Source organism: Meridianimarinicoccus aquatilis, assembly GCF_004358675.1.
In the GTDB taxonomy this organism is placed as follows: domain Bacteria; phylum Pseudomonadota; class Alphaproteobacteria; order Rhodobacterales; family Rhodobacteraceae; genus Meridianimarinicoccus; species Meridianimarinicoccus aquatilis.
Genome location: NZ_SMZO01000051.1, coordinates 1 through 24,296, shown reverse-complemented (window position 1 = coordinate 24,296; position 24,296 = coordinate 1). Strand labels below are relative to the sequence as shown.

The window sequence follows — 24,296 nt, the reverse complement described above, 5'->3', positions numbered from 1 at the left end:
GCCACGTGTCCGCCTCCGCCGCCGTGGAACCGGGCCAACGCGCCATTGCTATGGCGTAGCGCCCGCACAACCGGTGCAGTGCGGATGAGCGCGCGTGCATGTTCGGGGTGAGGGCCAAGCCCGGCATCGTTCAGCGCCTGCGCCGCCTCGGCCATAAAGCACATGGCATCTGCCAAGGTTTTCGGGGCCCGGCCCGCGATAGTACCATTCGGCCCGATCAGCGTTTTGCAGGCCCGATCAAGCGCGTCCTGTGCGCGGGCAAGCAGTATGTCTGTCCCCTCCAGTCGTGCTGAAGCAGCCACCAACCGCGCCGCCACTGCCAACCCTTCTGGCCCGTTTGGCAGCGTCGCGAAGCGCGCGGCGGCAAAACGGCAATGGCGGGACAGGGACCGTTCAAACCGGGGCGCAGACACCCCTTCGCGGCCGGACAAAAGCCATTCTGCATGGGCCACAAGCCGCTCAAGCCGCGCCGCCACCACTGGCAAGGTCCAACCCGGTCCTTTGCCATGCCCTTGTGCCGTGAACCATTGCGCAACCCACGCGCGCGCCAGTTTGCGCGCTGGACCCGTGCCCAGCGCAGCCAGATCATCAAGCCAGAAAAAACACTGACGATCCGCCTCGAACGCGCGGGTAGGTGCGGTTTGGGACCAAAACGTGCCTTCAGCGACTGGAACCAATCGTGAATGGCCCAACGAAATCTGGCCATTGACGATGCCGAGGCCGCGTTTTGCATCACCGGTCACAGGTGGCGGCGGGACACTGCCAAGGCGGGCGCGCCGCGCAGATGTCCCCGCAATCCGCGCAACCCAGCGGTCGCGCCACGTTCCTGAAGGAAGCCCGCCCCCAAAACTACCTGTCACGCGCCACCCCTTTGCCTACTAGAACGCAACTTAAGCACCAACTGGGAAGCTGTCACCGGGTCACGGGGCATCAGGTGCTATCTGCCGGAACGCAGCGATGAAAAAGCCATCCATCCCGCCCCGGTCTGCCCAATGATCAGGGCGCACGCGCAGGCCGTTTTGGCCAAGCCAATCAGGGTCGATCCCCGGCACATCCAACGCAGTACGGTCAACAACCAGCGACGAGTGCCGTGCCAGTGCTGCTTCTGCCTGTGCTTCGCCTTCGTCGGGTAGAAGCGAGCACGTGCAAAACACCAGCCGCCCACCGGGTTTCAGCAGCGTCAAAGCATGATCCAGCATCGCAGCCTGCAACTGCACAAGCGGCTTGATGTCGGCAGAGGTTTTGACAAAGGGCAGATCCGGATGCCGCCGAATGGTTCCGGTCGCGCTGCAAGGGGCGTCCAGCAAAATCGCATCAAATCCGCCGTCTATACCGGCATAGTGCAACGCATCTGCCGTAACGACAGTTGCTTCCAGTTCAGCGCGGGCCAGATTCTCGTGCAAGCGGGCAAGGCGCGGCGCCGAAATATCCAAAGCGGTCACGTGCGCCCCAGCCGCCGCCAACTGCATGGTTTTCCCGCCCGGTGCGGCGCACATGTCCAGAACACGTTCGCCCGGACGTGCAGACAGCACCTTGGCAGGCAGGGCTGCGGCGGCGTCCTGCACCCAAAAAGCCCCATCTTCGTAGCCGGGCAACGCAGAGACCTGCGCAGACGCGGACAGGCGCACGCTGCCGGTCGGCAAAACTTCACCGCCAGCAGCATCTGCGAGGCCTGCTGCGTCTGCGGCCTGCTGGCCGCGCGGGGTCAGATCCAGCGGCGGCACGGCGGCCTGCACAGCCTCGATCGCGACGGTTGTCTTGCTGCCCCATGCCGACTGCAACCGACCGCGCAGCCATCCGGGCAATCGTTGCGCTGGCATATCGGGCCAACGGTCCACCGCTGTTTCCGCAACCTTTCTCAGCACAGCATTGACCAGTCCGGACAAATGCGATGACTTCCGATCTTGGCGCGCAAGCGACACAGCGCCATCCACAACACCGTGCGCGGCGCCGCCCTGTGCCAGCTCGACCGTGGCCAAACGCAGGATCGCCTGAATGCGGGGTGGTGGGGCTTTGCGAAGAAAGGGTTTCAGCAAAGCATCTGCCGCATCAGCACCGCGCAGCGTGGCCAGAGCCAACCGTTGTGCGCGGGCGCGCTCTGACGGCTCAAGCCGTTCCAGCGGGCCATCCGGCGCATCAACCGCCGCAGAGAGCATCTCGCCCTCCTCCCAGGCCGTGAGCAACAGCCGCAGCGCCGCCGCGCGTGCGCCCAGACCTTCGCGCGGGCCACTTGTGCCCTCTGCACCTTTGGTTGCGGCTGATCCGTCTTTGTTTGACTGTGGCACCTGTCACCCCCAATGGCCCTGACGCGCTTGCAGCGCGACCTCAGCGGGGTATATCACACCTGAGCGCGCCACAAGTCAGGAGGCTTCGACGATGACCGACACCGACCGATCCGACCTTCCCCCCGAAGCGCAACGCGCCCTTCAGGAAGCCGAAGAGCGGCGTAAAAAGGCCAAAGCGCAAGAGTTGCCAACCGAATTGGGCGGCCGCGACGGGCCAGAGCCTGTGCGCTATGGCGACTGGGAAAAGAAGGGGATCGCGATCGATTTCTGATCGCAGGCCGTTGTGTCAGTCAAGTTTCAGGCTGGCAGAGCGGCCAGAGCCCTTGTCCGACGTAAACCGGATCGATCCGCCATCGCGGGCCACTTCTTGACAGTTGTAACCAAGGTCATCACCGCCCCAAGCCAAATCCCGGCAGAAATACCCGCTGTCCCAAGACCAGGTTCCCGTTACAGGCGACCCAAACGCGCTGCCCCGAATGCCGCCATCTGGCGTCACTTGAACTTTTATTCCAAGCCGCGTGAGTGTCGTGTTGCTGACGACATCTAAGAATTCTGATCGGTCAGTAATCTTTTCATAATCCGCAAGCGCGGGCGCAGCGACGAGGGTCGCCGCAACAGCAAGCGCAGCGATGATGTGGAGTTTTGGCATCTGAACCTCCAGAGGTTTGATACCATATCTACGCAGTGCGCCCCAAATCGGATCACCTTTTGGGTCTACACGGTCCTAAGACAGTCCTAGGACATCCAACATGGAATAGTGACCTGGCGACTGGCTTTGCCCCCAAAGCGCGGCCTTGATGGCGCCACGCGCGAAAACGGACCGGTCCGATGCGGCGTGCCGTAAAACGATACGCTCGCCATCCGCAGCAAACATGACGTCATGCTCGCCGATGATGTCGCCGCCCCGAATCGCGGTGAAACCGATATCGCCCCGTGCCCGCGCACCGGTGATGCCGTCGCGCCCCCGGTCCGCCACATCCGCAAGCGTGACACCCCGGCCTGCCGCCGCCGCCTCACCCAGCATGAGCGCAGTACCGGACGGCGCATCGACTTTGTGACGATGGTGCGCTTCGATCACTTCGATGTCGTAATCTTCATCCAGTGCGGCGGCGACTTGCCGGGTCAGTTGAACCAACAAATTGACCCCAAGGCTCATGTTGCCCGCACGAACAATGACGGACTTGTCGGCACCGGCGTCAATCGCAGCGATGTCTTCATCCGTCATTCCCGTTGTGCCGATCACATGCACCACTCCGCAGGCAGTAGCCACCTGTGCAAAGGCAACAGTGGCCGCCGGAGCCGTGAAATCGATCACGGCATCAGCACGCTCAAACGCCTGCACCGCATCCGCCGTCACAATGACGCCAAGCGCGGCGCCGCCCATGGCCGTGCCGATGTCCTGCCCGATCCATGCATGACCGGCCCTCTCCAGGGCACCGCATAGCTGCGTGCGCGGATTGTCCTGAACGAGGCGCACAAGCGTTTGGCCCATCCGACCAGAGACACCAGTCACCACAATTCCGGTCTGATCCGTGTTTCTAACCATGCTGTGCGCTCCCCGTGCTGCTTGTCTTGCGATCCGCCTTGCTCCTAAGCCAGCGGGGCGCGGATGGCAAAGCCTGTTGCGACGCGCGTCATGATCCCCTAGATGCCCCATATGGCGAAACATCATCATGAGGGCGCTGGCCCGTCGCAACGACAACTGCGTGTGGGGGAACTAATCCGCCGCACACTTTCAGATGTTCTGATGCGCGGCGACATCCACGACCCTGACCTGAACCGCATGTCGATCACTGTTGGCGAGGTGCGCACATCTTCCGACCTGAAAGTTGCCACCGCGTATATCTTGCCGCTTGGCGGGCATGGCGCGGATGACGCACTGGCGGCCCTGCGCCGCAACAGGGGCGAGTTGCGCCGTGCAGTGACCAAGGACATGACCCTGAAATTCGCACCGGAACTGCGGTTCGCGATCGACGACACGTTCGACCGGATGGACGACACGCGTCGGCTGTTTGACCGGCCCGATGTGAAGCGCGATCTCGACCCTGCCGAAGACGACGAGGACTGATCACATGGGACGCGGGCGCAAGGGGCGCGATGTGTCCGGTTGGCTGGTCATCGACAAGCCGGCCGGGATCACGTCGAACGCGGTTGTTAACAAGGTCCGCTGGGCCTTTGGTGCGAAAAAAGCCGGCCACGCCGGAACGCTGGACCCGGAAGCGACGGGTGTGCTTGCCGTTGCACTGGGCGAGGCAACAAAGACTGTGCCTTATGTGACCGACGCCCTGAAGGCGTATCGCTTCACGGTGCGGCTTGGGGTGGCAACGAACACGGACGACGCCGAAGGCGAGGTCATCTCCCAAAGTGACGCGCGCCCGGATGATGGCTTAATTGCTGCCGCTCTGGGGCAATTTACTGGCGACATCCAACAGGTCCCACCACAGTTTTCAGCCGTGAAAATTGATGGGCAGCGGGCCTATAAGCTGGCCCGCGATGGCGAAGAACTGGAGCTGGCGGCCCGCGATCTGTACGTCGAAAGCCTTGAAATGGTGGATCGACCCGATGCAGACCACGTGACGCTGGAAATGGTCTGCGGCAAGGGCGGATATGTTCGGTCCATCGCCCGCGATCTGGGCGTTGCACTTGGGTGCTTTGGCCATGTGCGAGACCTGCGTCGCGTCTGGTCCGGCCCGTTCGACGCCGAGGACGGCGTGACCATGGCCCACATCGAAGAAAACGCAGGCGACGCAGCAACACTCGATGCGCTCCTGGCCCCGTTGCAGATCGGCTTGGCAGATTTGCCGGAACTCCCTTGCAGCGCTGATGGAGCTGCCAAGCTGCGCAACGGCAATCCCGGCCTCGTTCTGTCATCGGACGCCGAGTATGGCGATGAAGCTTGGGCGTCTTATTTGGGACAACCCATCGCTGTCGGCATCTACAAAGCCGGGACGTTGCACCCAAATCGCGTGTTCAATCTGCCGCAATGACCCCTGCAACCGCAGATACGGGCAACGCACCACTGATCACGCGCGAGCATTTGAAGGGCGATGCGGCGTCTGTCGCCGTCTACTCGGCCTGCGAAAACTATCGCTACAGCCTGACCCGTGTCTGGGACACTGACCAATCCAGTGTGCTGTTTGTGATGCTGAACCCATCCACGGCCACTGAAGTGCAAAACGATCCGACCGTGGAACGGTGCGAACGCCGCGCCCGCGCGCTGGGTTTCGGGGCATTTCGGGTTTGCAACATATTTGCTTGGCGTGCGACCGATCCAAAGAACATGCGCGCCCAAGGCGACCCCGTTGGCCAGCACAATGACCAGGCGATCCTGGACGGGTGCGCGTGGGCCGACACCGTGATCTGCGCTTGGGGTACCCATGGCGCCCATCTGGCCCGCGGACCCGCAGTTGAGGCCCTGATCAGGGGCACGGGCGCCGCGCCAAAGCACCTTGGGCTCAGCAAAGAGGGGCATCCCAAGCACCCGCTATACATCGCCTATGCGCAGCAGCCCGAAGATTGGCCAGCCACTTGAAACGCTTTGGAAAGACGGCTGCACGCGGCCCCTTTTCAAAATAGCAAAATTCCACTATACGCCCCCATCCGGTCTTTGCCGGATTCTCTCCAAGGGCCCTGCTGGACGACATCCCGGCTTGCGCCATCACCCTTACTCTACAAGGAGACCCCGATGTCGATTACAGTTGAAGACAAGCAGCGCCTTTTGAAGGAATACGCGACCAAGGAGGGCGACACAGGGTCCCCCGAGGTTCAGGTGGCCATTCTCACCTCGCGCATCACGACGCTCACCGAGCACTTCAAGACGCACAAGAAAGACAACCACTCCCGCCGCGGCCTTCTGATGATGGTTGCTCAGCGGCGTAAGCTTCTGGACTATCTGAACGCCAAGGATTCGGCCCGTTATCAGGACCTTATCAAGCGTCTCGGCATCCGTCGCTGACACTGGCAGACGCGCCCTAGTGGCGCGTTTTCCTTTTGTGGGCCACGTTTCGCACTGTAACGGTTGCGCGGCGTGGCATCACCAGACGATACGGCACCCGCCGGGCCTCACGGGGATGCCTAGAAGACGATGGGGCCACGGGCCAGACGCCCGTACGCAACCAGACCGAGGGAGGGTCCCTTGGTCAGTATAGGAACGCACATGTTCGACGTTAAAACGAAATCGATGCAATGGGGGGAGGAAACCCTCACCCTCGAAACTGGCAAAGTAGCCCGTCAAGCAGACGGCTCCGTGATCGCAACGCTTGGGGAAACCAGCGTTATGGCGAACGTGACCTTTGCCAAAAAGGCCAAGCCGGGGCAGGACTTCTTCCCGCTGACCGTCCACTACCAAGAAAAATACTACGCGGCCGGCAAAGTGCCCGGCGGCTTTTTCAAGCGTGAAGCGCGCCCATCCGAAAAAGAAACGCTGACCGCGCGCCTGATCGACCGTCCGATTCGCCCGCTGTTCGTCTCTGGCTTCAAGCATGAAGTTCTGGTGATGTGCACCGTGCTGAGCCATGATCTGGTCAATGATCCCGACATCGTGGCGATGATTGCCGCGTCGGCCGCGCTGACCATTTCCGGCGTGCCGTTCATGGGCCCGATCGCCGGGTGCCGCGTGGGGTATGAAGGTGGCGAGTACATCCTGAACCCCGAACTCGACGACATGCAGGATCTGCGCACCAAGCCTGATCAGCGGCTCGACCTTGTTGTGGCAGGCACAAAAGACGCCGTCATGATGGTGGAATCGGAAGCCTACGAGCTGACCGAAGAAGAGATGCTGGGCGCCGTGACTTTCGCCCATGAGCAACTCAAGCCCGTTGTTGATCTGATCGTATCGCTCGCCGAAGAAGCCGCGAAAGATCCGTTCGATTTCCAGGCCCCCGACTACAGCGAACTGTACGCGACCGTGAAATCGCTGGGCGAAGAGCAGATGCGCGCCGCTTTCGCGATCTCTGACAAGCAGGCACGCACAACAGCCGTTTCTGATGCGCGCGCCGCGATCCTTGCGGGTCTGACCGAAGAGCAAAGCGAAGATGCCAACCTTGGCTCCGCGCTGAAAAAGCTCGAAGCATCGATCCTGCGCGGCGACGTTGTTCGCACGGGCAAGCGGATCGACGGTCGGAACTTGGATCAGGTTCGTCAGATCGTGTCCGAAGTTGGCATCCTGCCCCGCACACACGGCTCTGCCCTGTTCACGCGCGGCGAGACGCAAGGCCTTGTGATCACAACACTGGGCACCGGCGATGATGAGCAGTTCATCGACGCCCTGCACGGCACCTCCAAGTCGAACTTCCTGCTGCACTACAACTTCCCGCCGTATTCGGTTGGCGAAGCTGGCCGCGTTGGTCCTCCGGGTCGCCGCGAGATCGGCCACGGTAAACTGGCATGGCGTGCGCTTCAGGCGGTTCTGCCCGCGGCAACCGACTTCCCCTACACTATCCGCATCGTTTCCGAGATCACGGAATCGAACGGCTCTTCGTCCATGGCGTCCGTTTGTGGCGGTTCGCTGTCGATGATGGATGCAGGCGTTCCGCTCAAGGCGGCGGTTGCCGGTGTGGCCATGGGCCTGATCCTCGAAGATGACGGACAGTATGCGGTTCTGACCGACATTCTGGGCGACGAGGATCACCTTGGTGATATGGACTTCAAGGTCGCAGGGACCGAGAAGGGCATCACGTCGCTTCAGATGGACATCAAGGTTGCGGGCATCACGCCGCAGATCATGGAAAAGGCACTCGAGCAGGCGAAAGCCGGTCGGTTGCACATCCTTGGTGAGATGAACAAAGCCCTGACTGCACCGTCTGGCTTCAGCGAGTATGCGCCGAAGATCGAAACGATGCAGATCCCAACCGACAAGATCCGTGAAGTGATCGGGTCAGGCGGTAAGGTCATTCGCGAAATCGTGGAAACCTCGGGTGCCAAAGTCGACATCAACGATGACGGCGTTATCAAGATCGCGTCCAGCGATGCAGATGCGATCAAGCGCGCCTATGACATGATCTATTCCATTGTGGCCGAGCCAGAAGAAGGCAAGATCTACAAAGGTAAGGTTGTGAAGCTCGTTGATTTCGGCGCGTTCGTGAACTTCTTCGGCAAGCGTGACGGGCTGGTGCATGTCAGCCAGATCGAAAACCGTCGCTTGAACCATCCTTCGGACGTTCTGAAAGAAGGCCAAGAAGTCTGGGTCAAGCTGCTTGGCTTCGACGATCGCGGCAAGGTGCGTCTGTCCATGCGCGTTGTGGATCAGGCAACCGGTGAGCCAGCGAAAGAAGACGAACAGACCGACTAATCGGCTCGTCTTTTTCGAAAAAGCAAAAGCCCCGGCCATTGTGCCGGGGCTTTTCGTTTCTTTCGGCATCGCCAACATAAAAAGTGGTCAGTTCACCGGCCAGCCGCTGATTGCTTTGATCTCCAGAAACTCGTCCAGACCAAACGCTCCGCCTTCGCGCCCGTGACCCGATTGCTTCATTCCGCCAAACGGAAAACCCGCGCCGAAGCCCTTTGCGTTCATCTCGACCATCCCAGACCGCAAACTGCGGCCCATGCGGCGCAAGCGGTCAGGGTCCTGAGTTTGAACATAATTTGTCAGACCGTATTCCGTGTCATTGGCGATCCGCACGGCGTCCTCTTCGTCGTCATAGGCAATGATCGACAGCACAGGGCCAAAAATCTCTTCGCGTGCAATTGTCATGTCATTCGTGACATCGGCAAAGACAGTTGGTCGGGCGAACCAGCCGCGGTTCAACCCCTCGGGCCGACCGGGACCACCGGCGACCAGACGCGCGCCTTCGGCCATTCCTGTCTCGATCAAGCGCTGCACCTTGTCCCACTGCGCCCCGCTGACCAATGGACCGATATGCTTGCCCTGCTCAGATGCCGGGCCAACGTTCGTTTCCGCCGCAGCAGCGGCTGCAATTTCTACCGCACTATCATAGCGTGCGCGGCTGACCAGCATCCGCGTCGGCGCGTTGCACGATTGGCCCGTGTTGTTGAAACACCGGCGCGCGCCCATTTGGATAGCCCGATCAGGTGCGTCGTCGAAGATGATATTGGCCCCTTTACCGCCCAGTTCCAGAGCCACCCGTTTCAGCGTGTCTGCGGCGGCAATGCTGATCGCCCGCCCCGCGCGGGACGATCCGGTGAAAGACACCATGTCAATTCCGGGATGCGCTGACAGTTGGCTCCCAACGCCTGCGCCATCCCCGTTGACCATGTTGAAAACACCGGGCGGAACCCCTGCGGCATGCATGATTTCGGCAAAGACAAACGCAGACAAGGGCGCAACTTCAGATGGCTTGAGCACCATTGTGCATCCGGCGGCCAATGCAGGCAGCACCTTGAGGGTGATCTGGTTCATGGGCCAGTTCCACGGCGTAATCAGCGCACAGACGCCCACGGCCTCGCGTCGGATCAGCGTCCCCGGTGTGCCCGGCAAAGGGGCTTCGAAGTCGCACGCCTCAAGAGCTGCCGCCGCATCGCGAATATGCGACGCCCCTGCCCCCACCTGCGGACCCCGCGCCCAATCAATTGGGGCGCCCATCTCACGGCTGATCGCCTGAGCCATATCTTCGGCACGCGCGTCGTATTGCGCGGCGATACGCCGAATCAGCGCAAGCCGGTCTGCGACCGAGCTTTGTGACCACGTTGGAAACGCAGCTTGCGCCGCAACGACTGCGGCATCCGTATCGGCCTGCCCGCCAAGGCTGATGGTGGCGACCACCTCTTCTGTGGATGGGTCATGGACCGGGCAATCGTGCCCGCCCTGTGGAGCAACCCAAGCGCCCCCGATATAAAACTTCCGGTACTGCGTCATGCAAGATCCTCTCGTTCCGGGATATCGTTTCACCGCCAGCAGTCATGTGCAAGACGCCGTTTTTTTCCGCACTTCAAGGGGCTGACATTTGCGTGTCAAAGGTCCAGATAACACTTGCAACTATTTGAATGGAGGCTTTCATGGCCCTGCGCATCAACGAAACCGTCCCGGACTTTACCGCCCAGACCAGCCAAGGCGAGATTAGCTTTCATGACTGGATTGGCGACAGTTGGGCGATCCTCTTTAGCCACCCAAAAGACTTTACACCCGTCTGCACGACAGAATTTGGCGCCGTGGCGCAGTTGTCTGAAGAATGGAAGAAACGCGGCACGAAGGTGATCGGCGTGTCCGTCGATGGCGTCGACGAGCATATGAAATGGATCGGCGACATTGAAACCTATGCCGGCACCGGTGTGGATTTCCCGATCATTGCTGATGACGAGCTAAAGATTTCCAAGGCATTCGACATGCTGCCCGCAGAGGCATACCTGCCCGATGGCCGCACCCCAGCCGACAGCGCGACCGTCCGGGCCGTGTTCATCATCGGTCCAGACAAGCAATTGAAGCTGTCCATGACTTATCCAATGACAGTCGGCCGCAACTTTGCCGAGGTTCTTCGCGCCCTTGATGCCTTGCAGGCATCTGCGAAGCTGGGTGTGGCGATGCCCGCGAACTGGGAATTGGGTCAAGACGTGATCGTTCCGACCAGCGTATCGACCGAAGACGCCAAGGCCAAATACGGTGAGGTCGATGAGATCTTCCCCTATTTGCGCAAAACCAAGTTCCCAGCCTAAGGGCGGGAACCGTTGGGCCCTTGCCGCACTCTGCAGCCGGGGCCTTTGCCACTGAAAACGAAAAAGGCGCAGGCAATCTTGCCCGCGCCATTTTTTGTTCGTGTCATCCGGGTTTAAACGAAGTGTGTGCCCAGAACTTTTTGAACGATGTCTTCGCGACGAATACCGCGTGCGGCCAACTGCTCATCGCTCATGCGCGACAGATGTTCCATTTCGCGGTACTTCGGGCTTGCTTCAGCCAACGCGACAAACCAGTTGAAAACAGCGACGAACGGTGCTGCCACGACCTGGCCCAGGCTGCGATGATGACTATCGATATGGGCGATATGTGCCATGATTTCGATTCCTTCCAGTGTGTTCCTGTGATGCCCTCAAGATAGGTTCACATTGCTGACCCAACCACTGACAAAGATGAAACCCCGCCCTGCGCCTGCTGCAATGCAGCATCGGCTAATTTCGGACTTAGAATGGTGCGGGAGCGCGAAAAGCCATACCGCGGCCACCATCCGGATGACGCAACCGCAGTTCTTCGGCATGAAGCATAAGTCGCGGAAAATCACGCGCCGGCCCCGTGGCATAGAACGGATCACCTAAAATTGGATGCCCCAGCGCCAGCATATGCACGCGCAACTGATGGCTGCGCCCTGTTTTTGGCATGAGGCGCACCCGCGTTGTTCCCTGATCATACCGCTGCACCTTCCAATCGGTCAGCGCCGCGCGCCCGTTTTCATGGTCCACCATCTGGCGTGGCCGATTTGGCCAATCGACGCAAAGCGGAAGATCAACAGTACCCCGCCGTTCCGCCATTTCACCCCAGACGCGCGCGACATAGGTCTTTTTGGTCTGCCGTTTCTCAAATTGTAGTCCAAGGTGCCTTTGCGCCGCCGGGGTCAGTGCAAAAATCATTACGCCAGACGTGTCCCGATCAAGCCGATGAACCAACAGCGCCGTGGGAAACGCCGCTTGAATGCGCGCAATCAGACAATCGGCCAGGTGCGGGCCCTTGCCGGGCACTGACAGCAAACCGGGTGGCTTGTTGACGGCCAGCAATTCATGGTCCGAATGAACGATGTCCAGCGGAGTATCTGGCGGGGCGTAATCGTTGCTCATGGAGCAAAGCTCGCTTGCAGAATCGCGGCCAACGCCGCTGCGTCGGTTTCGTCAAAGGCGGCCGGTTGGTTGCTATCGATATCCAGTACCCCCAAAAGAGCATCCCCCTGCCAGACCGGAAGAACAATTTCAGATCGGGTCGAAGACGCACAAGCGATGTGACCCGGAAACGCATCCACATCCGCAACGAGTTGGACCTGCCCCGTACGAGCCGCCGCGCCGCAAACCCCCCGCGAGAATGGAATCACAAGGCACCCATGACCGCCTTGGTACGGTCCGATCTTGAGCAAATCCCCCCCGACATTGCGGTAAAATCCGGTCCAGTCGAACCGCGCATCGCTATGGTGAATTTCGCAGGCCAGTGTCGCCATCAATGCAATGATATCTTGCTCGCCCTCGGTCAACGCAGCGCAGCGGGCCGCGAGCGCAGGATAATCCACCCGGCTCATGGCCGTTCAATGGCGATGGCCGTTGCCTCGCCCCCTCCGATACAAATCGCCGCCACACCGCGTTTCATATCATAGCGTTCCAGCGCATTCAGGAGCGTCACGATGATCCGTGCGCCCGACGCGCCGATGGGATGACCCAGTGCGCAGGCCCCGCCATGCACATTGACGACGTCTCGCGGCAGGGACAGTTCTTTCATGAATGCCATGGGTACAACGGCAAAGGCTTCGTTCACCTCCCACAGATCAACATCCGAAATCTGCCAACCTATTTGATCCAGCAGCGCCCGCGCCGCGGGGACCGGGGCGGTGGTGAACCACCCCGGCGCTTGCGCGTGACCCGCGCTGCCAACGATCCGCGCGCGAACAGGAAGGTTTTGCATCATAGCCGCGCCTTCGCTTGCCAAGACAAGCGCCGCAGCCCCGTCAGAAATTGACGATGCGTTCGCTGCCGTCACGGTCCCGCCTTCTCTGAAGGCCGGTTTCAATGTCGGGATCTTGTCGGGTCGAGCCTGCTCTGGCTGCTGGTCTATACCGGCACTCACCTGCCCCTTCCGGCCCGGCACGGTCACTGGCGTGATCTCGCGGTCGGTATGGCCCGCTTTTGCGGCAGCCAACGCCCGATTTAGAGATTCAAGGGCATAGGCATCTTGGTCCTCACGAGAAAAGCCGAAATGCGCCGCGCAATCTTCGGCGAATGTGCCCATCAAGCGGCCTGTGTCATAGGCATCTTCAAGTCCATCAAGGAACATGCTGTCCATCGCGGCACTGTGACCAAGGCGCCCGCCCGAGCGCATCTTTGGCAACAAATATGGGGCGTTGGTCATGCTTTCCATGCCGCCCGCAACAGCAATTACGATGCGGCCAAGCCGAACTGCATCATCCACTTGCATTACGGCTGCCATTCCTGATCCGCACATCTTGTTCACAGTCAGCGCGGGAACACCGTCACCAAGCCCCCCGGCATAACCCGCTTGTCGCGCCGGGGCTTGTCCTTGCCCGGCAGGCAGAACGCAGCCCATCACGCAAGATTGGACCAACGCCGGGCTCGCCCCCGCATCGGCCAGTGCCGCCGCAATCGCTGCGCCGCCAAGCTTGGGCGCGGATAATGGAGCAAACATGCCCATCAATCCGCCCATCGCGGTGCGTTTCGCCCCGCAAATCACTGTGCCCATGATGGTCTCCGATCTTTTGCTGTGGCGCTGTGTTGGAAACCACTTCGTAAGACCTGGGTCGTAGCCTGTCAAAACGGCAAAGCAACGGAGCATCAACATGGAACTTGACCATGAACTTAAAGGGGACGTGCTGGTGATTACACCAGCCGACACACGGATCGACGCAGCGGTCGCGATCCAGTTCAAAGACAGGATGCGCGAGTTGTGCAGCGCCGCAGGCAGTCGGATCGTGCTTGACCTTGGGCAAGTCGATTTTGTCGATAGCAGCGGCTTGGGTGCCATTGTGGCGGCCATGAAGCAGATTGGCGCCAGCGCACGCCTGGAACTGGCAAGCTTGACCCCGAATGTTGCGAAAGTGTTTCGCCTGACGCGGATGGACACCGTCTTTTCCATCCATGACGATCTGGACTCTGCCCTGCAGCCGAAAGCGGCGCATGGATGATTTGGCCGTGGGGAGCGTAGCGCAGAAGATGACACGATTGCCAGAGGCCCGTCTTCAGCTCGATGTCGTTGCAACGCCCCTTGGCGTACGCCGTGGTCTAAACGAGATTCGCCAGACGCTGCACCTTTGGGGCATGGGGCATGACGACATTGGAACAGCGGAAATGGTCCTTGCCGAGGTGATGAATAACATTGTCGAGCATGCCTATGCCGACTGCGCCGGCGCATCGATGCTTCTAAGCGCTTGGCAATGGCACGGCGGTTTGGCAGTCCATGTCGTCGACAGTGGCTTGCCTATGCCCGACGGCAAACTGCCCGAAGGACAAGCGAAACCCCTCAATGTTGACTTGACCGAACTACCAGAGGGCGGCTTTGGCTGGTCTCTTATTCGAGAGCTTACAATTGACTTGAACTACTGTCGCAGCGATGGCGAGAACCACCTTCGGTTTCGCGTGCCGCCAAGTGGTTTAAACTGACCAATTGATCGACGACCCCGCGATCGGCCAGTGCGCAAGTCATAACCCGGCTTGAACATGCCAGCCCATCGCATATCGTGCGACCTCGACTAGTCAAGGGGTTGGCAGATGCGCGATTTTCATTCTCCAGGGCGCTCGCCCGTCTTTTCAGCAAATGGCATGTGCGCGACGTCGCATCCTCTCGCGGCAAAAACCGCTGTTTCATTGCTTGAGCAAGGCGGGAACGCAGTAGATGCCGCCATCGGTGCGGCCATCCTGCTGGGCATTGCAGAACCGCAGATGACGGGCATTGGCGGCGATTGCTTTGCACTTATCAAACCTGCGGGGAGCGAAGATGTCATCACGCTGAACGGATCGGGGCGCGCGCCATCAGCGCTTGCCGCCGCTGATCTTCGCGCTCAGGGTCACGAAACAATGCCGGCACACAGCGCAGCTTCCGTGACGCTGCCCGGTGCCGTCGATGCCTTTTGCAGGTTGTCTGAGCGGATGGGCGCACTCGATCTGGAACAGACGCTTGCACCCGCTATTCGATACGCTGAAGAGGGGATTCCCGTTGCACCGCGGGTTGCTTTTGATTGGGCGCGGGACGCCGAACATCTGCAAGGTGATGCGCGCGCGCACTATCTGATATCGGGTGCGCCCCCAAGCGCCGGGCAAATGTTCAGCGCACCGGGGCAAGCCGCCGTTCTGCGCCGGATCGCGGCCCAAGGCCGGGCAGCTTTCTATGAAGGCGAAATCGCTGCGGAAATGGTCAGCGCTTTGCGCGCTGCGGGCGGCGTTCATACCGAAGACGACTTCGCTCAGGTCGAAGCAACTTGGGGCGATCCGGTCAGCGGAATGTACAAAGGCACCGAACTCGTCGAGCATCCCCCAAACGGTCAGGGCCTTGCAGCAATCTTGCAGGCAAACATCCTGTCACATTTTGACTTGCCCGGTCTTGACCCCTTTGGTGCAGAGCGCGCGCACATTGAAGCAGAGGCCGCCAAGCTGGCCTATGATGCGCGAAACAGGTTCATTGCCGATCCCGAATTCATGGCGCGTGCCGATCACCTGCTTGCGCCGCAAACGGCTGCACAATTGGCCGACCTGATAGATCCAAAGCGCGCCATGGAAAACCCATTCATCGTGTCAGAGAACGTGCACAAAGAGACGATCTATATCACTGTCGTTGATCGTGACCGAATGGCCGTGTCGCTCATCTATTCAATTTTTCATGGCTTCGGAAGCGGGATTGCCACCCCCACACATGGCATCCTACTTCACAATCGCGGCGCGGGCTTTACCCTGACAGAAGGGCACCCCAACGAAGCGTTGGGCGGCAAACGTCCGATGCACACAATTATTCCTGCAATGCTACGCCAGAACGGGCGGGTCGCGATGCCATTCGGTGTCATGGGCGGCGCATATCAAGCGAATGGGCACGCCCGTTTCCTGACGAATATTGTGGATTACGGCCTGTCACCCCAATCTGCGATTGATGCCCCGCGCAGCTTTTGGGACTCGGGCGTTTTGAAAGTGGAGCGAGGATACTCAGATCAGGTAAGAGCGCGATTGGCGGATATGGGGCATGCGATACAAGTCCCAGACACGCCCATCGGCGGCGCCCAAGCGATATTGATAAATCCGGAAACGGGGGTTTTGGAAGGCGGATCTGATCCACGCAAGGACGGATGCGCACTTGGATATTAAAGAAGTCTGGCGCGCCAATTCGGCGCGCCGAGCCTCAATTCAATTGAGCCTGAAGCGGATAGACACCATTTTCCAACTCGCCGAACATATCATCGAGATCAGGATGTTCGATCGGCTCGCCGCTCATATCGGGCAGCAGGTTCTGCTCTGATACATAGGCGACATAGTAACTTTGATCATTCTCTGCCAACAGATGATAGAATGGTTGATCCTTCGACGGACGGCTTTCTTCGGGAATGGCGTCGTACCATTCCTCGGTATTGGAAAACACTGCATCCACGTCGAAAACCACCCCCCGGAAGGGATGTTTCTTATGGCGGACAACTTGCCCGAGGCGGTATTTAGCACGTGTCTTTAACATTAAAACGTAACCTTTCGTCGGCCCCAATATGCCATAAACAGGGTGTGTGTCCATGCGCAGCCCTGACTGAGTTTAGGAATTCGCTAACATGAACCTGTTGCTCACCGTTCTGGAAATCGTCGCTCCTGTTTTTATTCTTGGCGCGGTCGGGTTCACGTGGATTAAACTCGGGCTGGAGTACCGGCTGCAGTTCGTCACGCAGCTTGCGATGACGCTTTCGGTGCCTTGTCTGATCTTCACGGCGCTGATGCAGACCGAAATTGACCCCAAGGCACTAGCCGATTTGTCGATTGCCGCTGTCCTCGCCTATGGCGCGATCACCCTTGTCACTGCGGTCGTGGTCCGGGTGTTCCGCATTGATATGCGGACGTTCCTTCCCCCCCTCATCTTCGGCAACACAGGAAATCTCGGGCTGCCACTTGCCCTGTTTGCGTTCGGCGAGACCGGGCTTGGCTATGCGGTGGTTGTTTTTGCCGTCATGGCAATCTGGTCTTTTACATTTGGGGTTTGGGTTGTGTCGGGGGGCGGATCGCTGGTGAAGGTGCTGCGTGAACCTATGGTTGCCGCGACTCTTTTGGGGGCCTTGTTTCTTTGGCAGGGCTGGCAAACGCCGCAGTTTTTAACCAATGCGATGGAACTCATTGGTCAAATCGCGATTCCGATCATGCTGATCACGCTTGGCGTGGCCGTGGCGCGCTTGCATCCTGGTCGGATTGGCATGGCGGTTGTTCTGGCCTTCTTGAAACTTGTTATCTGTGTCGGGCTGGCCTGGGTTATCGGTATGCAGTTCGACCTTGATCCAGTGGCTTTTGGCGTGCTCGTTCTTCAGGTCGGCACACCCGTTGCCGTCACATCCTACATGCTTGCTGAAAAGTATGGTGCAGACGCCGATGCTGTTGCCGGACTTGTCGTCGCCTCAACACTCATGGCTGTTTTCGCGCTTCCTGCGCTGCTGGCGGCCGTTCTCTAGCCAAGTCATCGCATCGTTCCTTGTTTTTAGCGTTTCCGTTTTTGCGGGCTTTTGGATACAGTTCAAAAAAACAAAATGCGTGAGGCAAAAATGAGCAGTCGTCTTGCCGCGCTAGCCCTTGTGGCGCTGTTAAGTGCGTGCGGTGCAAAGTCCCCGCCAAAAAACCTGAACGATGCGTGTAGCATTGTCAGTCAGCGTCCAAGTTATCTGCGCGCGTTCAAACGCACGGAGTCGAAATGGGGCGTTCCCGTTCCTGTTCAGATGGCCGTGATCTATCAAGAAAGCAAATTCGATGGGAATGCGAGAACACCCCATCGCTATGCACTTGGCGTAATCCCCATGGGTCGACAATCCAGCGCGTTTGGCTACGCGCAGGCGCTGGACGGGACGTGGGATGATTACCGCAAGGCCGAAGGACGTTGGCGCGCCAGCCGCTCGAATATCGGGGACGCGACTGACTTCATGGGCTGGTATATGAACCAGACCGAGCGTCGCAATGGCATCTCAAAATCGGACGCCCGCAACCAATACCTTGCCTATCACGAAGGTCACGGTGGCTATGCCCGTGGCAGTTATACCCGCAAGAGTTGGTTGGTTCGTGTCGCCGGAACGGTTCAGGATCGTGCGTACAGGTATGACCGGCAACTCAAGGGCTGCGGCAAAATCTGACGCGGGCTATTGGCGATCTTCCGTTTCAAACTGGATGCTGAACAAGAACTCGGACAGGTCATTGCGGGGCTGAAGCGGCTCCAGAAGGGTACGGGTCTTTTCACCCGTATCCGCAACGATCATCCATTCCGCCAATCGGATCGGGTTATTGTCGAAATAAAGATAGATACGGCCATATTCGGGATGGTCCGGGTCCTGGGCCTGCACGATTGTCCGACCGTTCTGCTCGCCATGGCCTGTGACCATACGCTCGCGCGTCAGATCAATATCGCGGTCCAGAATGATTCCCAAAGGCGTACGACGCAGCGGGAATTGTTCTGGCGCACCGCTACCGCGCCCATCAAACACTGCGATCTGACCACCGCCCGCTATCACCAAGGTATCTTCTTGGGGCGGATCATATTCGAACCTGATGCGCCCCGGTCGCTTGATATATAGCGTCCCGGTCAGGCGTGATCCGTTCGCGTTTATCTGCGTGAACTTGGCTTCCGCTTCGCCGATCTCTTCCATGTATTCTGACAATACGGGAAGTGACAGACGCTCTGCGGTGGCGGGAAGAGCGGGCGCGATAAGAAGTGCAAGGGCGAGGATAGTTTTCATGACTGGCATATGGGAAGTCTACACCCAAAAAACAGCGCTGTGCGCCTGATATCTTCGCGATCAACCGGCGAGCCAACAAGCAGATCGACAACGACGCGCGGCGCGTGGAGGCGGAGCAACCATGTACCGCGAGCAGTTGAGCTGGCAAAGCGCCGCTCAACTGGTCATCCAATGGGTGTCCGGCTCAGGCAGGGTAATCATGGTCAAAGGGGTCAGTCCCGCTCCCGCTCGGGCACAAGAACCTCGCGTTTGCCGACATGGTTGGCCGGTGTGACCAGCCCTTGATCTTCCATTTGCTCAACGAGCCGGGCAGCCTTGTTATACCCGATGGCCAGCTTGCGCTGGATGTAGCTGGTCGAACATTTACGGTCATTGATCACAACCTGAACCGCCTGATCGTACAGCGCATCTTCCCCTCCGGTGTTCCCGCCGAGACCCAGAACCTGATCAATCTGATCCGCCCGGTCGTCTTCGGGCCCTTCTGCCACGCCACCAACATAGGTCGGCGGGCCAAAGGATTTCAAATGATTGACAACCTCTTCCACCTCTTCGTCGCTGACAAACGGGGCGTGAATACGGGTGATGCGGCCGCCGCCTGCCATGTAAAGCATGTCGCCCATTCCCAGAAGCTGCTCGGCACCCTGTTCGCCCAAGATGGTGCGGCTGTCGATTTTCGACGTGACCTGAAAACTGATCCGGGTCGGGAAGTTCGCTTTGATCGTCCCGGTGATAACGTCCACCGATGGCCGCTGCGTTGCCATGATCAAGTGGATGCCCGACGCCCGCGCCATTTGTGCAAGGCGCTGGATGCAGGCTTCGATCTCTTTGCCAGCAACCATCATCAGGTCGGCCATCTCGTCGACGATCACAACGATATACGGCAAGGTTTCGGGCGCAAACTCTTCGGTCTCGAACACGGGATCGCCGGTTTCGTCATCAAAGCCCGTCTGCACGGTACGCGAGAACATCTCACCCTTTTCCAGCGTCGCCCGGACCTTGCCATTGTACCCTTCGATGTTCCGCACGCCCATCTTGGACATCTTGCGATAGCGGTCTTCCATCTCGGCCACGACCCATTTCAGGGCAACAACGGCTTTCTTAGGGTCGGTCACAACCGGGCTCAGTAGATGCGGAATGTCGTCATAAACGCTGAGTTCCAGCATCTTCGGGTCAATCATGATCAGGCGACACTCATCAGGTGTCAGCTTGTACAGCAGCGACAGGATCATCGTGTTGATCGCCACAGACTTACCCGACCCGGTGGTCCCCGCGATCAGCAGGTGGGGCATCTTGGCCAAGTTGGCCACGATGCTTTCGCCGCCGATATCCTTTCCCAATGCCAGCGGCAGGCGAAGCTTGCTGTCGCCAAAGTCCCGCGCACTGAGGATTTCGCGGAGCAAAACCATCTCGCGGTTGTCGTTGGGCAGTTCGATCCCGATCACAGACCGGCCCGGAACTGTCGACACCCGTGCAGACAGGGCTGACATGGACCGCGCGATGTCATCCGCAAGCCCGATTACCCGGCTTGCCTTCAGACCGGGGGCGGGTTCCAGTTCGTACATCGTGACCACGGGGCCGGGGCGCACCGATACGATATCGCCTTTCACCCCGTAATCTTCCAGCACGTTTTCCAGCATGCGGGCGTTTTCTTCCAGCGCCTCGTCCGACAGATAAAGGCGTTCGACCGTTCCCGGATCACGCAGCAGCGATAGGGGAGGGCAGTCGTAGGCCTCTTCCACCTCAGGTGTGAACTGAAGCGGTGGCTGGCTTTCAGCCTGCGCGCGCGCAGACGGCGCGGGGCGGCGTACTGCGGCATGCTGCACAACGGGGGCTTTGGGTACTGCGCGAGGGATGGCCGCTTGGGGTACAGGCGCAACCGGGGCTTCAGGAGCGGCATATGCTGCCGGGGTGTTATCCTCAAAGTCGTCGAGATCGATTTCGGCGGCGCCATCCGGCGCATCCCAAGTCTGCGCAGCAGGCGCGGCATCGGGAATAGAGGCTTCGACTTGTGGTTCAACAAAGGCGTCTTTGCGGGTCAGCACAGGTTCCTGCCGGGCGCGGGTTTCTGCAACGCGGGCGCGATCAGTACGCAGGCGCATCCGGATCGCATCGGTAATCTTTGCCCGAACACGGTCTTCGCCCTCTTCAGCGTCAACGGGAAGATCATCGCCGTCTTCAAACACGTCCAACTCTTGGATGTCTGGTTCCTGCTGTGCGTCCAGCCGTGGCTGAGGACGGCCCAGAGTTCGCGCAATCAAACCCAGCTTCGGTTCTGGGGGCAGGTTTATTTCAGGTGCCTCAAAATCGTCATCATCGTCAAATACCGTATCTTCTGCGGGCTCTCCAAAGAGATCATGATCACTTGCGCGCGCAACTCGGGCGCGCGGGGTGTCTTGAATTACAGCGTCAGTCGTTTCAGCGCGGGCCGCCAAACGGGCTTCGCGCCGCGCGGCAATGCCGTCTTTCGCGCGACTTGCACGTGCACCAGCACCACGAACCAGTTGGTCAAATGCGAATAGGACGCCGAGACCCAAAAACCTGACGGTGCCACGACATTCGTCGCGCGTGGCGCCCAGAACGAATAGACCAACAGCAAACAGGACAAGCGCCAGAAAGATGGACGCAGCGATCAACCCATAGGCCGGTGCAAGCGGAATTAGCCCCAAAAGCACACCAAGCGCCGTATCCCCGAAAAGACCACCAAGGCCAAAACTGTGCGTCCACTCTGGGCCGGGCGGCACAGTCGCGGCATAAAGCGATGCAATCGCAACCCAGACCGGCGCAAAGACCAGCCGCCCAAACGCGCGGTCTTCCCCCCTGTGCAGCACAAACCGCAGCCCCCAAGCCCCGGATGCCACCACCAGCCCCCAGGACCCGGCGCCAAGGATCACGTAAAGTGGCGCCGCAATGTACGCCCCGAACACCCCAAGCCAGTTTTGCGTTGCGCTAGAAGATGTCCCAAGGAAACTGGGGTCCGTCGGCGCATAGGATCCAAGCGCAAGGCCAAGAACAACCGCGACAGCCAAAAGGCCCAGCCCCGCCAACTCGCGGGCGCGGCGTTCCAGAATGGCCTGGGTCGCTTCGTCGAACAGCGGGTCACGGGAACGGGTCTGAAACGCCATCGGTCAATTTCCTATCAATAAAGACAATCGCGCAGGGCCGTCAGCCCGGCTTCGGTCTCGGTCTCGGGGGCAACAAGAGCTACGCGGATGTATCCGGCACCGGGGTTTTCGCCGCCCGCATCACGGCCAAGATACGCACCGGGCAGAACCCGAACGCCGGTTTCTTGCCACAGTTTCAACGTCGCAGCCTCGCCATCGGGCACAGGCAGCCACAAGAAAAAACCCGCCTGCGGCGAAGCGTAGCCGGGCACACCCGACAGCACCCTGTCGGCAAGATCAAACTTTGCGGCGTACAGGCGACGGTTCTCGATCACATGGTTCTCGTCCGCCCAAACCTGCGCGGCAGCGGCCTGTAACGGCATGGGAAGCGGCGCGCCTGCGTAGTTGCGCAGTTGGCGAATGCGGGCGATGGCTTGCGGACCCCCCGCCACGAACCCCGATCGTAGACCGGGCAAGTTTGACCGTTTCGACAAGGAGTGAAACGCCAAAACACGTTCCGGGTCTGCGCCAAGCTCGGCCGCGACCTGAAGCGCGCCTAGCGGGGGCTCATGGCGGTAAATCTCGCAATAGCATTCGTCAGCGATGATGCGGAAATCATGTTTTTCAGCCAGCGCCAGAAGGTCCGTCCAATAAGCCCGATCCGCCACCACCCCCTGCGGGTTGGACGGCGAGCAAATATAGGCCATGGCGGTTCGGTCCAGCACCTCGGCAGGCACTGACGCGAAATCAGGCAAGAACCCGGTTTCCAACGTCGCAGGTACGAAAACGGGCTCTGCCCCGACCGACAGTGCAGCAACGGCGTAGACCTGATAAAACGGATTCGGGACCAGAACGGCGGTCTTCTTGCCGTTCTTGCTTTCGGGGCACAGGGCATGCGCGACACTGTACAGCCCTTCGCGCGTCCCGTTCAGGGCCATCACTCGGTCGGTTCCCAGCGGCACGCCATAGCGGCGCTGTACCCAGTCGCACACTGCGGAAAGCAGCTCGGGCGCGCCCTCGTTCACCGGATAGCGATTGAAGCCTTGGGCGTTGGCTGCGATCACGTCCGTCACCCAAGGGGGAAACGCGTGTTTCGGCTCGCCAATGGACATGGCTAAAGGGTCGCCCCCCGGTTCATGGGAGTCGAGAAGTGCGCGCAAACGCGGAAACGCGTATGGCGGCAGATCGGAAAACCGCTCTGGATACTGCATGTTGCCTCAAGTCGTCGGAGTCATTGCGCCCCGTTGCGACCAACGTAGCCTGAAACAGGCCGTCCGGTCCAGCGAAAGGGCGCGTCAGGCCAAGGCTGATTCGGCAGCGGCACCAAGACACAACAGTCTTGCCTCTTGCATAGGCGGCGTCATCATCATCAGACCGCAAGAGGGCACACCGGTTGGAATCGTCAAACTGCATCCCCCCATCAGGTTACCGATCCGGGTATTTCGCAAGGCCAGCAAGTTTTGCGCGACATAAAAATCGGGGTCGGCTGCGATCCGGGCAACGGGCGGGGGCACGTTTGCTGTTGTGGGCAAAATCACAGCATCAAAGGCTGCAACGCATTCCGTCCAATCCGCCCTGAGCCCATCAAGCCGCTGCCAAGCTGCGACAAAATCCGGACCAGAGATGCCCTTGCCGCCCTCGAACCGTTCGCGCACCCGATCATACATTCGATCTGGGTTGGCGGAAATCACTTCGCCCCACGTGCCCCACGCCTCAGCCGGATAAAGGGTTGGCGCCAACCCCATAGCATCTGGCAATTCTGGCACCGTGAGACGGGTCAGGTGCGCACCGCCCGCTTCCAACCTGGCCAAAGCCCCCTCGAAAGCCTGCGCTTGTTTCGGGTCCAGATCGTCCAGCGCCACGGTTTCAAGCACCGCAAGCCGCTTCCCAGACAGGCGCGCACCGCGAAGGTCGGGGACTGTGCTGCCCTCAAGTGCGGCCAGCATCAGCGCCGCATCCTCAACCGTTCGAGCAAGCGGCCCAATGGTGTCAAACCGCGCACAAAGCGGCACAACGCCCTTCAGCGAGACCCGGCCACTGGTGGTTTTCAGACCGACCAGATCATTCCACCCCGCAGGAAGGCGCACAGACCCCCCCGTGTCGGAACCAACAGCCAGCCCAGCCAACCCAAAGGCCAGCGACGCAGCAGCGCCCGACGATGACCCACCGGGAACTGCATCCGGGTCCGTGGCATGTGGCGGCGTCGCGGTCATGGGATTGTAGCCAAGACCCGAAAAGGCCAGTTCGGACAGATGCGTTTTACCAAGGCTGACCACGCCGGCGGCTTCGGCCAGTTGCACCACATAGGCATCGCGCGTCGGCACACGGCCGGCCAAAAGCTGCGATCCGGACTCGCAACCAGTTCC

The 24,296-nt window shown here is 59.9% G+C and carries 25 protein-coding genes and 1 pseudogene; 12 read left to right on the top strand and 14 right to left on the bottom strand.

Annotated features, from left to right (window positions below; translation table 11 throughout):
- Positions 1 to 860: pseudogene (locus E2L05_RS16550) on the bottom strand (hypothetical protein); the annotation flags it as partial.
- Positions 861 to 920: 60 nt separating this feature from the next.
- Positions 921 to 2,213 carry an RsmB/NOP family class I SAM-dependent RNA methyltransferase gene (locus E2L05_RS16545; protein WP_165971794.1) on the bottom strand — a complete coding sequence of 431 codons (1,293 nt, stop codon included), beginning with the start codon at positions 2,211 to 2,213 and terminating at the stop codon, positions 921 to 923.
- A 163-nt stretch (positions 2,214 to 2,376) separates the two neighbouring features.
- Between E2L05_RS16545 and E2L05_RS16540 the strand changes: the two genes are divergently transcribed.
- A complete protein-coding gene (locus tag E2L05_RS16540) occupies positions 2,377 to 2,556 on the top strand; it encodes a DUF1674 domain-containing protein (protein ID WP_133343976.1) in 180 nt (59 codons plus the stop codon).
- 15 nt (positions 2,557 to 2,571) lie between these two features.
- Here E2L05_RS16540 and E2L05_RS16535 read toward each other — a convergent pair whose 3' ends face one another.
- Positions 2,572 to 2,934 carry a dihydrodipicolinate reductase gene (locus tag E2L05_RS16535; protein ID WP_133343975.1) on the bottom strand — a complete coding sequence of 121 codons (363 nt, stop codon included), beginning with the start codon at positions 2,932 to 2,934 and terminating at the stop codon, positions 2,572 to 2,574.
- Between the two features lie 75 nt (positions 2,935 to 3,009).
- The gene (gene dapB, locus E2L05_RS16530; RefSeq protein WP_133343974.1) at positions 3,010 to 3,831 is read right to left on the bottom strand and encodes a 4-hydroxy-tetrahydrodipicolinate reductase; all 822 of its coding nucleotides are present in this window, start codon (positions 3,829 to 3,831) and stop codon (positions 3,010 to 3,012) included.
- A 111-nt stretch (positions 3,832 to 3,942) separates the two neighbouring features.
- Between dapB and rbfA the strand changes: the two genes are divergently transcribed.
- The 5 genes from rbfA (at position 3,943) to pnp (ending at position 8,574) form a co-directional block, all read left to right on the top strand.
- Positions 3,943 to 4,353 carry a 30S ribosome-binding factor RbfA gene (gene rbfA, locus E2L05_RS16525; RefSeq protein ID WP_133343973.1) on the top strand — a complete coding sequence of 137 codons (411 nt, stop codon included), beginning with the start codon at positions 3,943 to 3,945 and terminating at the stop codon, positions 4,351 to 4,353.
- Positions 4,354 to 4,357: 4 nt separating this feature from the next.
- The gene (gene truB / locus E2L05_RS16520) at positions 4,358 to 5,272 is read left to right on the top strand and encodes a tRNA pseudouridine(55) synthase TruB (protein WP_133343972.1); all 915 of its coding nucleotides are present in this window, start codon (positions 4,358 to 4,360) and stop codon (positions 5,270 to 5,272) included.
- A 32-nt stretch (positions 5,273 to 5,304) separates the two neighbouring features.
- Positions 5,305 to 5,817 (top strand): DUF1643 domain-containing protein, encoded by a 513-nt coding sequence (locus E2L05_RS16515; protein ID WP_133343978.1) that lies wholly within the window; start codon positions 5,305 to 5,307, stop codon positions 5,815 to 5,817.
- Positions 5,818 to 5,970: 153 nt separating this feature from the next.
- Positions 5,971 to 6,240: a 30S ribosomal protein S15 gene (gene rpsO, locus E2L05_RS16510; protein WP_133343971.1), complete on the top strand. Its 270-nt coding sequence runs from the start codon at positions 5,971 to 5,973 to the stop codon at positions 6,238 to 6,240.
- Positions 6,241 to 6,441: 201 nt separating this feature from the next.
- Positions 6,442 to 8,574 carry a polyribonucleotide nucleotidyltransferase gene (gene pnp, locus E2L05_RS16505; protein WP_133343970.1) on the top strand — a complete coding sequence of 711 codons (2,133 nt, stop codon included), beginning with the start codon at positions 6,442 to 6,444 and terminating at the stop codon, positions 8,572 to 8,574.
- A gap of 87 nt (positions 8,575 to 8,661) precedes the next feature.
- Here pnp and E2L05_RS16500 read toward each other — a convergent pair whose 3' ends face one another.
- Positions 8,662 to 10,098: an aldehyde dehydrogenase family protein gene (locus E2L05_RS16500; protein ID WP_133343969.1), complete on the bottom strand. Its 1,437-nt coding sequence runs from the start codon at positions 10,096 to 10,098 to the stop codon at positions 8,662 to 8,664.
- A 140-nt stretch (positions 10,099 to 10,238) separates the two neighbouring features.
- Here E2L05_RS16500 and E2L05_RS16495 point away from each other — a divergent pair, with 140 nt between their 5' ends.
- On the top strand, positions 10,239 to 10,892 hold the full coding sequence (locus E2L05_RS16495; RefSeq protein WP_133343968.1) for a peroxiredoxin: 654 nt from the start codon (positions 10,239 to 10,241) through the stop codon (positions 10,890 to 10,892).
- A gap of 113 nt (positions 10,893 to 11,005) precedes the next feature.
- Here E2L05_RS16495 and E2L05_RS16490 read toward each other — a convergent pair whose 3' ends face one another.
- The 4 genes from E2L05_RS16490 to E2L05_RS16475 form a co-directional block, all read right to left on the bottom strand.
- Positions 11,006 to 11,227 (bottom strand): DUF1127 domain-containing protein, encoded by a 222-nt coding sequence (locus E2L05_RS16490; RefSeq protein WP_133343967.1) that lies wholly within the window; start codon positions 11,225 to 11,227, stop codon positions 11,006 to 11,008.
- 127 nt (positions 11,228 to 11,354) lie between these two features.
- Entirely contained in the window at positions 11,355 to 12,002 is a 648-nt protein-coding gene (locus tag E2L05_RS16485) for an RluA family pseudouridine synthase (protein ID WP_133343966.1), read from the bottom strand.
- Positions 11,999 to 12,451, bottom strand: coding sequence for a GAF domain-containing protein (locus tag E2L05_RS16480; RefSeq protein ID WP_133343965.1), 453 nt, complete (start codon positions 12,449 to 12,451; stop codon positions 11,999 to 12,001). The genes E2L05_RS16485 and E2L05_RS16480 overlap by 4 nt, the downstream gene beginning before the upstream one ends.
- Positions 12,448 to 13,623: a thiolase family protein gene (locus tag E2L05_RS16475; RefSeq protein ID WP_394346562.1), complete on the bottom strand. Its 1,176-nt coding sequence runs from the start codon at positions 13,621 to 13,623 to the stop codon at positions 12,448 to 12,450. Before E2L05_RS16475 ends, E2L05_RS16480 begins: the two co-directional genes overlap by 4 nt.
- Before the next feature lie 97 nt (positions 13,624 to 13,720).
- On the opposite strand from E2L05_RS16475, the gene E2L05_RS16470 reads away from it, so the two are divergent.
- The 3 genes from E2L05_RS16470 (at position 13,721) to E2L05_RS16460 (ending at position 16,229) form a co-directional block, all read left to right on the top strand.
- Positions 13,721 to 14,065, top strand: coding sequence for an STAS domain-containing protein (locus tag E2L05_RS16470; RefSeq protein WP_133343964.1), 345 nt, complete (start codon positions 13,721 to 13,723; stop codon positions 14,063 to 14,065).
- Between the two features lie 28 nt (positions 14,066 to 14,093).
- Entirely contained in the window at positions 14,094 to 14,540 is a 447-nt protein-coding gene (locus E2L05_RS16465) for an ATP-binding protein (RefSeq protein ID WP_164685504.1), read from the top strand.
- A gap of 108 nt (positions 14,541 to 14,648) precedes the next feature.
- Positions 14,649 to 16,229: a gamma-glutamyltransferase family protein gene (locus tag E2L05_RS16460; RefSeq protein ID WP_133343962.1), complete on the top strand. Its 1,581-nt coding sequence runs from the start codon at positions 14,649 to 14,651 to the stop codon at positions 16,227 to 16,229.
- A 34-nt stretch (positions 16,230 to 16,263) separates the two neighbouring features.
- Here the strand turns inward: E2L05_RS16460 and hspQ are convergent, their stop codons facing one another.
- Positions 16,264 to 16,590 carry a heat shock protein HspQ gene (hspQ, locus tag E2L05_RS16455; RefSeq protein WP_133343961.1) on the bottom strand — a complete coding sequence of 109 codons (327 nt, stop codon included), beginning with the start codon at positions 16,588 to 16,590 and terminating at the stop codon, positions 16,264 to 16,266.
- A gap of 88 nt (positions 16,591 to 16,678) precedes the next feature.
- Here hspQ and E2L05_RS16450 point away from each other — a divergent pair, with 88 nt between their 5' ends.
- Together E2L05_RS16450 and E2L05_RS16445 are read left to right on the top strand one after the other, a co-directional pair.
- Entirely contained in the window at positions 16,679 to 17,560 is an 882-nt protein-coding gene (locus E2L05_RS16450) for an AEC family transporter (protein ID WP_133343960.1), read from the top strand.
- A 90-nt stretch (positions 17,561 to 17,650) separates the two neighbouring features.
- Positions 17,651 to 18,229 (top strand): transglycosylase SLT domain-containing protein, encoded by a 579-nt coding sequence (locus E2L05_RS16445; protein WP_133343959.1) that lies wholly within the window; start codon positions 17,651 to 17,653, stop codon positions 18,227 to 18,229.
- 6 nt (positions 18,230 to 18,235) lie between these two features.
- On the opposite strand, the gene E2L05_RS16440 is transcribed toward E2L05_RS16445, so the two are convergent.
- The 4 genes from E2L05_RS16440 to E2L05_RS16425 form a co-directional block, all read right to left on the bottom strand.
- Positions 18,236 to 18,829: a LolA family protein gene (locus E2L05_RS16440; RefSeq protein ID WP_133343958.1), complete on the bottom strand. Its 594-nt coding sequence runs from the start codon at positions 18,827 to 18,829 to the stop codon at positions 18,236 to 18,238.
- 212 nt (positions 18,830 to 19,041) lie between these two features.
- Positions 19,042 to 21,951: a DNA translocase FtsK gene (locus E2L05_RS16435; protein WP_133343957.1), complete on the bottom strand. Its 2,910-nt coding sequence runs from the start codon at positions 21,949 to 21,951 to the stop codon at positions 19,042 to 19,044.
- A 14-nt stretch (positions 21,952 to 21,965) separates the two neighbouring features.
- Complete coding sequence (locus E2L05_RS16430; protein ID WP_133343956.1) at positions 21,966 to 23,141, bottom strand: aminotransferase class I/II-fold pyridoxal phosphate-dependent enzyme; 1,176 nt, start codon at positions 23,139 to 23,141, stop codon at positions 21,966 to 21,968.
- An 84-nt stretch (positions 23,142 to 23,225) separates the two neighbouring features.
- Positions 23,226 to 24,296: amidase (locus E2L05_RS16425; protein ID WP_133343955.1), on the bottom strand; the 1,071-nt coding region annotated here is incomplete at its 5' end.

Coding starts and splice junctions, on each gene's coding strand:
- pnp (WP_133343970.1), top strand. CDS start 6,442: ATGTTCGACGTTAAAACGAAATCGATGCAATGGGGGGAGGAAACCCTC.
- E2L05_RS16495 (WP_133343968.1), top strand. CDS start 10,239: ATGGCCCTGCGCATCAACGAAACCGTCCCGGACTTTACCGCCCAGACC.
- E2L05_RS16450 (WP_133343960.1), top strand. CDS start 16,679: ATGAACCTGTTGCTCACCGTTCTGGAAATCGTCGCTCCTGTTTTTATT.
- E2L05_RS16465 (WP_164685504.1), top strand. CDS start 14,094: ATGACACGATTGCCAGAGGCCCGTCTTCAGCTCGATGTCGTTGCAACG.
- rbfA (WP_133343973.1), top strand. CDS start 3,943: ATGGCGAAACATCATCATGAGGGCGCTGGCCCGTCGCAACGACAACTG.
- E2L05_RS16440 (WP_133343958.1), bottom strand. CDS start 18,829: ATGAAAACTATCCTCGCCCTTGCACTTCTTATCGCGCCCGCTCTTCCC.
- E2L05_RS16490 (WP_133343967.1), bottom strand. CDS start 11,227: ATGGCACATATCGCCCATATCGATAGTCATCATCGCAGCCTGGGCCAG.
- hspQ (WP_133343961.1), bottom strand. CDS start 16,590: ATGTTAAAGACACGTGCTAAATACCGCCTCGGGCAAGTTGTCCGCCAT.
- E2L05_RS16535 (WP_133343975.1), bottom strand. CDS start 2,934: ATGCCAAAACTCCACATCATCGCTGCGCTTGCTGTTGCGGCGACCCTC.
- E2L05_RS16445 (WP_133343959.1), top strand. CDS start 17,651: ATGAGCAGTCGTCTTGCCGCGCTAGCCCTTGTGGCGCTGTTAAGTGCG.
- E2L05_RS16500 (WP_133343969.1), bottom strand. CDS start 10,098: ATGACGCAGTACCGGAAGTTTTATATCGGGGGCGCTTGGGTTGCTCCA.
- E2L05_RS16480 (WP_133343965.1), bottom strand. CDS start 12,451: ATGAGCCGGGTGGATTATCCTGCGCTCGCGGCCCGCTGCGCTGCGTTG.
- rpsO (WP_133343971.1), top strand. CDS start 5,971: ATGTCGATTACAGTTGAAGACAAGCAGCGCCTTTTGAAGGAATACGCG.
- E2L05_RS16470 (WP_133343964.1), top strand. CDS start 13,721: ATGGAACTTGACCATGAACTTAAAGGGGACGTGCTGGTGATTACACCA.
- E2L05_RS16485 (WP_133343966.1), bottom strand. CDS start 12,002: ATGAGCAACGATTACGCCCCGCCAGATACTCCGCTGGACATCGTTCAT.
- E2L05_RS16430 (WP_133343956.1), bottom strand. CDS start 23,141: ATGCAGTATCCAGAGCGGTTTTCCGATCTGCCGCCATACGCGTTTCCG.
- E2L05_RS16435 (WP_133343957.1), bottom strand. CDS start 21,951: ATGGCGTTTCAGACCCGTTCCCGTGACCCGCTGTTCGACGAAGCGACC.
- dapB (WP_133343974.1), bottom strand. CDS start 3,831: ATGGTTAGAAACACGGATCAGACCGGAATTGTGGTGACTGGTGTCTCT.
- E2L05_RS16460 (WP_133343962.1), top strand. CDS start 14,649: ATGCGCGATTTTCATTCTCCAGGGCGCTCGCCCGTCTTTTCAGCAAAT.
- truB (WP_133343972.1), top strand. CDS start 4,358: ATGGGACGCGGGCGCAAGGGGCGCGATGTGTCCGGTTGGCTGGTCATC.
- E2L05_RS16540 (WP_133343976.1), top strand. CDS start 2,377: ATGACCGACACCGACCGATCCGACCTTCCCCCCGAAGCGCAACGCGCC.
- E2L05_RS16475 (WP_394346562.1), bottom strand. CDS start 13,623: ATGGGCACAGTGATTTGCGGGGCGAAACGCACCGCGATGGGCGGATTG.